The organism is Enterobacter sp. 61D5 (genome assembly GCF_034107965.1).
In the GTDB taxonomy this organism is placed as follows: domain Bacteria; phylum Pseudomonadota; class Gammaproteobacteria; order Enterobacterales; family Enterobacteriaceae; genus Enterobacter; species Enterobacter cloacae_M.
Genome location: NZ_JAWNFK010000036.1, coordinates 1 through 10,414, shown reverse-complemented (window position 1 = coordinate 10,414; position 10,414 = coordinate 1). Strand labels below are relative to the sequence as shown.

Genomic DNA, 10,414 nt, shown 5'->3' with positions numbered 1-10,414 from the left:
TACGGGCGTGGGGTCAGTCCATATTCAAATACAGGCCAGCGCCAACATACCGCGCAGCTAGGCTTACTCAACCCCTCACAATCCCGGAAAGGATTCCCGGACTTGTTCACGGTTCTCAATAAAATCGGTTATCAGCCCTCCGTCAACCAACTTTTCCCAGCCACTGTTAAGCCTCCAGTAAGTGAAGTTAATGGCGGCGTTAAAATCCCTGCTGAGCAGCAATTTAGGTCTGGCATAGCGTCAATGAAGGTCCGTTCCGTGCCAAAAGCGGAACTTGGAGTGCCAGAAGCCCTCTAAAAATAATGGTTCGTTTTATAGGGATACTTACAGCAGGGCTAGACGATTGATAAGAATGGTTTATATACTCGCGCATATCTACATATTTTTCAGGTGTTCACATGAAAATGACACGCTTAGAAGCTATCAAGGCATGGGGTAGAGCAAGCCGTGAAGGTAAACCTATTCCCGATGATGTTAGAAAGGTTCTGATCAGCACTCAAAATGATAGCCTTCATGATTTCGGTGTAGAAGCTCCTACAGCTAAAGTTAGAGTTAGAAAAGAGCAAGTAAAAAAGAATATGAACGGCAAGAGGCCGTTCGCTACATCAGGTACTATCCGTAGTGCGGGAGGTGCTTTAACTCCTGAAAAAATGGAAATATACAACCAAAAACGCAAGTTAGATAACCAAAAGCGTAAAAATAACCCTCAACTTTATTCAAAGCTAATACAAGACTTTATTGTATCTGGTTTATCTAAAAAACAAGCCACTAAGAAAGCTAAAGCAATTATTTTAAGTGCAACCCTAGATAAACTCAATAACGATAAAAAACCTCCTTCAGTCAGAACAAAAAGAATTGTTAAATCTAATACTTTACTTAATGAGGGAAAGATTAAATCTGATCCCTGGCACATAGCAAAAGTTAAGCAAGATGAGATCAATTTATCTAAAGTAGAACAAAGACGGATCGACACGGCATTATTAAGACGTCCTATTTCATGTATTGAATGCAAAATTGACTTTAAATCATTTGGTGGATTTGTAGATCATACTAAAGATGTTCATCATGCTAGCGTAAGTACACCTAAGCTAGTTGTAAAAAATGAAGCACCTATTGACTCTGTTGATATTGTCATTGAGTTGCCTGTATTGCCAGCTAACGAGCCAGGAGAGCCCGTTGTTTCTATTCCTGTTGCCAAAACACCAGAAGCATTTAGTGATAAGTGGATCAGGTTGTTTGTAGAGAAAGGTTACAGTGCTGCAATGGTTGAAGCGTTTAAACGTGATGCAATTAAAGAGAATATGACAGCATTACAGATACATGATTTTCTTAGTGTCTGTAAGCCTTATAAAGCCCCTGTAGAAACGCCTGTACGTCCTCTAGAAACGATTATTACCTCTGAATACACTAGCACCATTACAGAGGCCGTAGAAACGCTTGTAGAAGCACCTATAGCATCTGTTGCTAATGATTCCTCCTACGCTGTTACCCTAGATGATTCTATCGAGCAAGCTTTGTTTGCTGATCGCATTGTTCGTACCCGTACCAATCAGAACGATTTTAAAGAACGTGTAGCCGCTAACTTTGGTTATCGTTGCGCCATTACGAATAGCGGAGAAGCGTTAGAAGCCGCTCATATTGAGCCAGTAGGAACGGGGAATAATAACACTTCGAATGGGGTGCTTATGCTTGCTTGTTTGCATCGTCTTTTTGACGCTGGATTGATGGCTATCAAGCCTGATGCTCTTACAGTGCATTTCAAAGCTAATTGTACATACTTTGCTAAAAGTACGTTGGAAGGTAAAAAAATAAATGATCACTCAGTTTCTTTGAACAAATCAGGATTGTTAGAACGCTGGCTTAGCTTTAATACTTGAGAGTATTTAGGGCAATTGAAACACTGAATAGCAACTTTTTCTGTAATCACTTTTGTGGGAACTTTGGACTGACCCCACAAAAGTGCCAACTTCCGCTTCTCGCTCACAGCGAACATTTAGCTTCGTTAGCCAAGCGCTGACGTAGTTAACGATGTAGCATGTTAATCTGTCGGGAGCATAGCCGAAATCACTCAACCCATTAGACTTCACCTAAAACTGCAAAAATTACTGTCTTTGTCACACTCACCGAGTTTAGTCAGACTAACACTATACATAATGCGAGCAAGAGCCAACCAAAAAGACTGATCAGCATCAACAGTGAAGTTTTTCCCCGCCACTTCCCCGCAATTCCTCCGCAGTTTTCCCGCTAGAGAGATCGACACATCCCTTGCATACCAACGCTTTGATTCAAATCTCCCGTTTTCCCGCTTATTTTTTACAGTGCGTAGATAAATGATTACTCCTGAGTGAATTTTTATATTTTTATGGTTACGTGCATTGATTAAACTTAACAAACTCATTTTAAACAAGAACCATAACTAAAACATCAAAAAAATAATTCTGACATGAAATCCTTTCACAACATATCTTCATAAATTCTATAACTCATCGAAACCTATTTGTATTTTGGACTCCTGTAAACGTGGAAACTTAGCGAGATTAATATTTTTTTGCAGTCACATCAATCATTAATATTCACCTCAATTAGTTAGGTTTTTTGCGACATATCATAGCAGCATACTATTTAACAACTGATTTCACATACACGTTCACTTATATATTATTCATATGAATCAATTGCTATCAGTATCTTTCAGTTAATCGAATACCAATCTCTTTCATTCAATGCTAACCCAATGTCATTTTCACGGGGAAACGGGGAAATGACCAGTTAAACCGTTATGGTGCAACGCTTTTTCACCTCCCGTTTTCGGGAATTTCACCGGGAAAATTGCGGAGAAGACCAGAGAAAGACCGGAGAATTTCATCTCACCTCCCCCACTAACTGAGGATCGTCATTGCCACAACATATCCATGCAGCCTTTTCTTCCACGGCTCACATAACACGCTGAGGCACGGGACTCTTCCCTCCCTGCCTCACTTTCTGACCTCACTAACGTATTAATCACCCCTGCATAAGGAGACTTCTGCATGTCCACACCACGCCGTTTTAAGTTTACTCACCGCCTCATTGATGGCCTGCCCCCTAATGAACCTGATGCCCTCTCCCGTGAAGCGGAATACAGCGATACCGAAATCAGCGGGCTCAAATGTCTGGTTGGCAAAGGAGAAGGCAAAAAGAAATTTCTCTTACGCTATCTCTGGCAGGGCCGCAAACGCGCCATCAGTATTGGTCACTGGCCGGAGATTGATGTCACGACCGCCCGAAAGATTGCCACTGAGATGAAACGCCAGATAGCCACCGGCACTGACCCGCGTTACGAGCGGGACAAATGCCGGGCCATTCCTACCCTTCAGGAAGCCTTCAGTCAGTATTATTTCCCGTGGGCGAGGCTGCATAAAAAGAGCTGGAATAAGGATGAGCAGCGCTTTCGCGACCATATAGCCCCAGTGATGGGAAATCTACTGCTTAATGAAATTACGCCCCGTCACGTTACTCATCTTCAGTCATCGCTCTGCGAAACCTGTCAGCCCGCCACCAATAACCGGGTGATTGCTCTGCTGAAAGCCCTCCTCAGATGGTCACTGCGTCATGAGATGGTGACGGTGAACCCGGCCCACTTCTGTGTGAAAATAACGCCCGCCAGCGTTATTTCTCGGAAACGGAAATCCGGCGCATATTCGAGGCTGCCAGCGAGGACAACAGCCGTGTAGTCGGGATTTATATTCGTTTACTACTGCTGACCGGATTGCGGCGTGACGAGCTGAGGCTGGCAAAATGGGTACATTACAATAAGCAACAGGGAACGCTGTGGCTACCGGAAACCAAGAACGGCTCAGGGCGACTGGTTCATCTCAACAACTGGGCGGTAAAGCTGATTGATGAACTACCCCGCTTCGGCGGCAATATCTGGATGTTTGGTGGCAAAATTCCGGGTAAACCGGTCTGCAATGTGACCAAGGCCTTCAGGCGCATTATCCGGCGGGCAGGTATCTACGATGAGGAGGTCTGCATTCACACCTGCCGTCATTCGGTTGCCGCATTAATCGTTTCACGGGGAGGCACCTTATATGACGTTCAGGCTCAGCTCGGGCATCGCAGTATCCAGTCATCACAGCGTTATGCCCATCTGCATCCACAGCGACTGAAAGCGACCGGACAGTTGATTGAGCAGCATATCGGCAATGCGTTGGCCCTTTCCGGGCAACCAGACTGACCGCAGGCAGAATACAGGTCGCTTTTGCGGGCGACCTGCAGCATCGACCGGCAAGAATGCTGAAGCTGGCTTTGGCAAATTCAGAGGGAAGAACAGTGCTCCACCCCATTAGTCTCACTAATGATTATGCGTGTCGTCAGGGATTGCCAGACTCATGTTATCTCAGCCAGCCTACCCAATAATAAATCGGGTTATAATAGAAATTTATATTATTTATAATATTATTGAGAATTTCTTACCATTATACTGGTAACAACTTTTTAAGCACAATACCACTGTTAGCATGGAAACGCGGATTGCTAAAGAACAGTCGGTTTAACCAGTTCAGGGAGGGTGTGATGTTCAGAAGATTAATGGGCAGGCTGAGTAAGAACGTGAACTATGAGACTGAGTTCACATCTGCTGTAAAACGCTCAAAAAAATGGGGACTTGAAGTCCCCAGGGTCAGGTTGAGCAAAACACCTTTTCTGACGGGTGATAAGGGCGAAGCCGCACTCAACGTCATTCAGGAAATCGCTTCAAACCACACGCCAAAAGAGGTCTCACAGCAGTGCTTTGGATACATGTATTTCGCACAGGATGCTTTAGAGGAAGCCTTACAAACTCCGCTCTATTATACTTTAGGCTATGTGGATTATGATAAAAGTCCGGTCTTTTATACATGTGAAGAAACACTAAAAAATAATCTGGGCGATCCGACGTCAGGTATCGGAACGATAAATTTGCATGCGTGGCTGACGACGCCGAACATGGAAATAATAGACCTTACATTTGGTACCACATATGGCATTGTGAATAATGTTCCATCGGCAATTGGCCGCTGTGCGTTTCAACACTACTCTGCATTTAATGAAAACATGGTTTACCATCCCCAGCTGGTTGGTGACGATTATTTAAAGCGGATTGGTGCCCTCGTTGATTTAAGAGCGTTAAATGTATTTACAATCTAAAACTAGCCGTTTCCGGCGTATTTTTATGGAAGGAAGTCGACAGGGCGAATCACGTGCAATGCCAGGACATTTGCCGGGTCATCTGATTAATAAGTGACATGATAAAGGCCGCCTGCGCGGGCGGCCTTTGATATCAATGAGTAAGAACTCAGAGTCTGGCTTTTGCAAAATCAGCGGAGAAACAGTAGCCCGTCACATTGACTTTGCGGATGGTCCTGCGTGCAGTGAGCCGATCGCCTTCCGGGCGAGTAAGATAGCCAGCCTCATCGACCAGGCGGGCCAAATTTTTCGCAGACAACCCCCACTTATTGCCCAGTTTATCGAGCGTATCGGGGAGGAGCAAATAGCTTCCGTCATCCAGTATATACCCGGCAATATCGGTTTTCTGAGACGCAAAAGAGGGCATTTTTGCGTCAATCAGTTTTGAACGGTTCACAGCGATAAAGTTCTGAACAGCAATCAGGATATTCTCCTTGCGGCCTGCATCGCTGCGATAGTGCTGCAACCAGCGTCCGAACGCTTCGAATGTCACATCAGCAATATCTGAGCATTGCCATGGCAGGATACCCCAGTCCGCGGCGAAGGCTCCGGTCATATACAGAATGGCAAAACGACGCAGCGCCCGGCTTTCAACAGAGCTGAGAGTAGTGAGCCCCGCGTGCAGCCGCCGGTTCATTTCATCATGAAATTCGTTCAGCGATGACTTCATAATATCCGATGTCGTTTTCCAGTCGAAATAGTTCTCACTTTCGTCCGCCAGATGCGTCAGGCACTGCACGAACTCATAACCGGCACTACCATGGCAGGTCAGCAGACTAGTCTTGATATCGCTGATACGCTGTCTGGCTGCATCAATGCTTTCATTCTCGCTGCGGGAGTCCTCCGCCATGACGGGGATCGACAGGGCACGATGTAACATTCCATCCATCACCTGAGACTTTTCAAGGCGAATTCTGTCTACAATCGTCAGCTCGCCCGTAGACAGTACGTTTTGCACCCACGTAGATTGTCGCGCCATCCCCAGAGTCTCCGGGTCCATTCTCGATTTCGTTGCACCGGATACAATGTCATACAGCGTTTCAGCAAAAAATTTACCCGTGAAAGAACCCAGCTCATCGAGGGCTAATGTGGTGCCATTATTCATGACCATCAGCAATTCCAGTCCATTTGAGGTCGCGTTCCAGCGCTGGATTTGGGTTGGACTTCCGCTGCCGGGCTCAGCAGCCTGACCATTCACGCTTGCGCCTACCTGTAATGCCGCGGTTTTGCCGGTCGAACTGTCGCCACACAGATGAAAAATAGCGCCACTTTCGCCCAGCAAAGGCAGAAGGAATGAACTCAGCCCCACCAGAATGGCAAGTTTTGGTGCCATGCCGCAGACTTTCCTGGCAACCTGTTCCTGCCATTGTTCAAGCGAGCCCGCGACTGCAATGGTGTTATTTACCATCATCCCTTCGCCCGGAATCACACCCTGGATCCCCTCCCGCCCGGCCACAAAAATGGGATAAGGACCAAACTGAAACACCAGCTCTTCAGGCTGGAAGCCCGGGCGGATCGCCACACGATAGACTGGAAGGTCCATTTCACATGACCGTTGCAGGAACACCAGGAATAACTTACTGTCATCAACGAAAATACCTTTACCTGCAAGCTGGCTGATAACAGAATCGGTGCTCTTCTTCACCTTTTTCATGCAGATAATCATTTCAACTTCTGCACCACTATGGTTGGCGCACTTTAAAATAATATGCCAGTTCCCGTTACCGGCACGATTACAGGCCTTTGCCACAGGTTCAAGTGAATGACTGGACACAAGTTTCTTTTTATCGTCATCTTCATGGCAAAAATACAATCTACCATTCTCTTCAGCAAAACCTTCCGGTAAACGACGTTCATTTTTTTTATTAATGTTAGACATGATAAATCCTTATTCAGGTTAAATTCAGGTTGTAGAATCCCCTTCCCGGTTAAAGGGAATGAATTCCGTAATACAGATTTAAGGTTTAATGACTACTCTCAGCGGTTCAGCATCAGCGCCATTGCGCGTTCGACATCGTCGTGCTGCTGAATGCCAAAGTACTGCGCATATAAAGTGGTCGTACTAATGCATTTATGTCCGAGAAACCGTTTAACGGCATAAACGTCCCGGGTCGCAGCCAGCATTGCACTTCCGGCGGTATAGCGAAGCTCGTGGATAGTAAAGCGCTCAATCCCCGCCCTTTCACATATTGCCGTCATAAGCCGTCGGGGCTCGCTGACTCTGCCACCGGCTCCCGAGCGAAAAAGCAGCCCCGCATTGCCATATCTGCTCATCTGCAGCAGAACAATATCCATTGCTTTCTGGCATAAGGGCACTAGCCTCGAATCCCCTGATTTTGTATCATTGAGGAACAGTGTTTTCTTGCTCATGTTAATATTCTTTATATCAGCAGAGCGCGCCTCGCCCAGCCTCATGCCGGTCAGCGCAAGAAAAGCCAGAATTAAAAGCGTGTCCCGGGGCTCCTGCTTAATGTCATCATCCAGCACCAGCATAAAGGCAGAAAATTGCGACGGCTCCATAGCCCGCCGTAATGATGCCGGTTCCCGGAATGTTTTAAATCCGGCTACCGGAGACGATGAAATATAATTAAACTCCACGCTCCAGGTAAAAATGGCCTTGAGTAGCGAAATGTGGCGATTTCGCGTTGAGAGCTTCAGGCCATTAAGCCCCTGGATATAATCAGCAATATCACGCCTGCTTATCATATCCAGGTCAATATGCCCCAGTTTCGGCAAAAAGTAGTTGTTAACTTTTGACTGGTCTGAGGCAAAAGATTTCTTGTGTATTCTGGAGTATTCCAGATACCTCAAGAACAAGTCAGCAAGCTTCATCACAGTCAGCAGTATTCAGGGTAAGGCATAATGTCTTCATATTAATTATCCTCCGTTAGTGTAACGCCGTTAAGGTGTGTGCTTCCGTCTACAGCACGGGGCTAACTTTATCGGAGCCGTTCTCTTATGGGAAGCCAGTCAGCCCGGATTAAATACCGGGATTTCATGTCCAGCCCACATAAAAAAACCAATAAAAACAGACATTTAATTTTGCAGGCGCTTGCTTTTATTTACCAGATGTGATGTCGAATGTAACAGGTGCACAGCACCGGGCACGCGGACCAGCGGCCCCGGTGCGGGGTATGTGGCTACCCCACAGTGAAGAGTTCAACAGACGTTCTGACATTCCACAGCGCTTTGATACAATGCTCATGGGTGTCACTGTCTATCAGCTTGTTTATATCCTCATTCCGGCGAGAAGTATTTGCATCCAGCCAGGCATAATGTTTATCAATCTCCCGGAGAAAACGTAGCCGGGTATATTGCGTACTGCTGTCTGCCTGCATTCTTTTCAGCACAGCATAAAGCACCGCCTTCACGACAATGTATTTTTGCAGGGAAAGAACGTTATCGCTGGATAAACCGAAACGGTTTTTTATATAGGAAAGTGTTGGCCGGACAGGCTTAATCGTGTTCAGCGCCTTTTTGTCAAAGGCCCCAAACCCGCCTGCATCACAAAAGTCGGTCAACAGCACATAGAGGAAAACGGTATCAAAGGCGATTTTCTTTTCCAGCACCTTTCTTTTTTCATTGTAATCACTGACAGAAAAGTTATTTGCAAAATCATCAGCATCCTTTCTGCATTCCCGGTACAGCTGCAGCGCATATTCAATAATCGCTGTCGCCGATGCCGGATCCGCCGGCTGGCAGAGCTGCATAACCTGCTGTATCCCGTCCTGGGCGGAAAAACTCAGTACCTTCATTAAATCCTTATCCAGCACATACAGAGAGTCCATCCCCGTCTTTCGGATGGTCTTCAGGGCATCATTACACGTGCGACGGTCAAAGGGAGAATGTGAAAGGCCCCTGATAGTGGGGAAAAAAGACAGGCTGCCATTTGCATAAAGATTATCCATTGCCGGAAAATAAACGCCACTGGTGCCTAAACAATAAGTATCAAAGAATGTCTCCAGTGCATTTATCTGATTAAAAACATAAGCATCATGATAAATATTTACCTTAAGGTGCTGCGGGTGATACAGCCGGATATAACTCCACATCAGGCTATCCCTGAAGGCCTGTGTTTTTAGCCCCTTCCCCCGGTAACGTAAATCGGAAAAAAAGGAAGAGATAAAATCAGCCTGGTCCGGGTCCTGCAGAACGTTCAGCACGGAATTTTTGGCCGGTTCCGCGATGTGACTAAGATGGACGCTGCCATTTAAAAAACGGAACAAGGTCGCAGGCGTGACACCCTGAAGATAACGTATATCCTGATGCTTTCTCAGTTTTGCCAGAAAATCATTCAGTTCCTTATCCAGACTCATACGTATTCTCCCTGTAATAAATATTCAAATCAGACACATATTATTCTGGTGCCCATTATTAATAAGGACACCGCAATGCACATTATACAGTCTCCGGCAGACGCTTTCTGCCTGCCCGTGTCACCGGTTCAGCAATTGCAACTGGTAAACGAACTCACTGAATGCGCTGACAGCAGCCTCACTGCGGCAACGGCGCTGTGGGAGGAAACTCAAACCCAACTGCTGTATCTGCTTCCCCGCGAGGAGAAGCACCTTTCTGAACAACTGACCACTTACCTGCACCATCTGGCCTGCAATGTCGAATACGTCATTCGTCTGGATGCTTCGCTGTTTCTTGCCCTGACCATTCTCAGCGACTCAGGGCAGGGCTTTTATCTGCTGTTCCCGTCGTCTGCGACCTTTACCAGGGCTGCTGAACTTATCGCTATGGCTGCACCTTCAGGATATTAACCAATGAAAAAGACCAAACCTGTACCAGTTTCCACAACTGAAACCCAAAACGACCTCTGCGTTCTTACTGGTGAGGCCGAGAAAATTAATCCGCATTCCACTGGCCTGCTGCACTGGGAGATGACTGAAAATCAGGACGGGGAACGGGGGGTGCGCATTACCGCCAACGACAGTGGCGGTCTGTTTTCCCGGGAATGGATTGCCCTGAGCGCTATATCTGGTGTTCTGAAAGCCCATGAAAACGGCGATTTCACCTCTACGGCTCTGCGCCCGTTGTTTACCAGCGCCAGCCGCAATAATGCGGGTTTCCTCGCCGCCATTCTTCGTTGTGCTGATATCTGTCTCACCGAAGAGGGTTCAGGCGGGGCGTTCAGTCATCGCTGTTACCCGGACTGGGAAAAGCGCTTGGAAAAACTGCTGACAATGGGGGGGGGTGGGTGGGG

Annotated in this window: 10 protein-coding genes; 7 read left to right on the top strand and 3 right to left on the bottom strand. The window is 46.6% G+C overall.

The features are described from left to right. The 5 genes from UTM25_RS22240 to UTM25_RS22220 form a co-directional block, all read left to right on the top strand. Positions 1–297, top strand: a 297-nt coding sequence (locus tag UTM25_RS22240; RefSeq protein WP_320715370.1) for a hypothetical protein, incomplete at its 5' end; no start/stop codon positions are given. A gap of 101 nt (positions 298–398) precedes the next feature. After that, on the top strand, positions 399–1,877 hold the full coding sequence (locus tag UTM25_RS22235; RefSeq protein ID WP_032619058.1) for an HNH endonuclease signature motif containing protein: 1,479 nt from the start codon (positions 399–401) through the stop codon (positions 1,875–1,877). Between the two features lie 1,152 nt (positions 1,878–3,029). After that, positions 3,030–3,713, top strand: coding sequence for an integrase arm-type DNA-binding domain-containing protein (locus tag UTM25_RS22230; protein WP_233469436.1), 684 nt, complete (start codon positions 3,030–3,032; stop codon positions 3,711–3,713). Further along, entirely contained in the window at positions 3,623–4,216 is a 594-nt protein-coding gene (locus tag UTM25_RS22225) for a site-specific integrase (RefSeq protein ID WP_320715373.1), read from the top strand. Before UTM25_RS22230 ends, UTM25_RS22225 begins: the two co-directional genes overlap by 91 nt. A gap of 338 nt (positions 4,217–4,554) precedes the next feature. Then, positions 4,555–5,166: a hypothetical protein gene (locus tag UTM25_RS22220; RefSeq protein ID WP_194401782.1), complete on the top strand. Its 612-nt coding sequence runs from the start codon at positions 4,555–4,557 to the stop codon at positions 5,164–5,166. A gap of 148 nt (positions 5,167–5,314) precedes the next feature. On the opposite strand, the gene UTM25_RS22215 is transcribed toward UTM25_RS22220, so the two are convergent. The 3 genes from UTM25_RS22215 to UTM25_RS22205 form a co-directional block, all read right to left on the bottom strand. Continuing rightward, positions 5,315–7,084 carry a DUF927 domain-containing protein gene (locus tag UTM25_RS22215; protein WP_194401781.1) on the bottom strand — a complete coding sequence of 590 codons (1,770 nt, stop codon included), beginning with the start codon at positions 7,082–7,084 and terminating at the stop codon, positions 5,315–5,317. 98 nt (positions 7,085–7,182) lie between these two features. Then, complete coding sequence (locus tag UTM25_RS22210) at positions 7,183–8,037, bottom strand: tyrosine-type recombinase/integrase (protein ID WP_063162089.1); 855 nt, start codon at positions 8,035–8,037, stop codon at positions 7,183–7,185. Between the two features lie 308 nt (positions 8,038–8,345). After that, the gene (locus UTM25_RS22205; protein WP_194401780.1) at positions 8,346–9,521 is read right to left on the bottom strand and encodes a hypothetical protein; all 1,176 of its coding nucleotides are present in this window, start codon (positions 9,519–9,521) and stop codon (positions 8,346–8,348) included. A gap of 75 nt (positions 9,522–9,596) precedes the next feature. Here UTM25_RS22205 and UTM25_RS22200 point away from each other — a divergent pair, with 75 nt between their 5' ends. Together UTM25_RS22200 and UTM25_RS22195 are read left to right on the top strand one after the other, a co-directional pair. Further along, the gene (locus UTM25_RS22200; protein ID WP_194401779.1) at positions 9,597–9,971 is read left to right on the top strand and encodes a hypothetical protein; all 375 of its coding nucleotides are present in this window, start codon (positions 9,597–9,599) and stop codon (positions 9,969–9,971) included. A gap of 3 nt (positions 9,972–9,974) precedes the next feature. Then, positions 9,975–10,414: hypothetical protein (locus UTM25_RS22195; RefSeq protein ID WP_320715365.1), on the top strand; the 440-nt coding region annotated here is incomplete at its 3' end.

Bases quoted from the DNA above. Each gene is read 5' to 3' on its own strand.
- UTM25_RS22220 (WP_194401782.1), top strand. From the start codon at position 4,555: ATGTTCAGAAGATTAATGGGCAGGCTGAGTAAGAACGTGAACTATGAG.
- UTM25_RS22230 (WP_233469436.1), top strand. From the start codon at position 3,030: ATGTCCACACCACGCCGTTTTAAGTTTACTCACCGCCTCATTGATGGC.
- UTM25_RS22210 (WP_063162089.1), bottom strand. From the start codon at position 8,037: ATGAAGCTTGCTGACTTGTTCTTGAGGTATCTGGAATACTCCAGAATA.
- UTM25_RS22200 (WP_194401779.1), top strand. From the start codon at position 9,597: ATGCACATTATACAGTCTCCGGCAGACGCTTTCTGCCTGCCCGTGTCA.
- UTM25_RS22235 (WP_032619058.1), top strand. From the start codon at position 399: ATGAAAATGACACGCTTAGAAGCTATCAAGGCATGGGGTAGAGCAAGC.
- UTM25_RS22215 (WP_194401781.1), bottom strand. From the start codon at position 7,084: ATGTCTAACATTAATAAAAAAAATGAACGTCGTTTACCGGAAGGTTTT.
- UTM25_RS22205 (WP_194401780.1), bottom strand. From the start codon at position 9,521: ATGAGTCTGGATAAGGAACTGAATGATTTTCTGGCAAAACTGAGAAAG.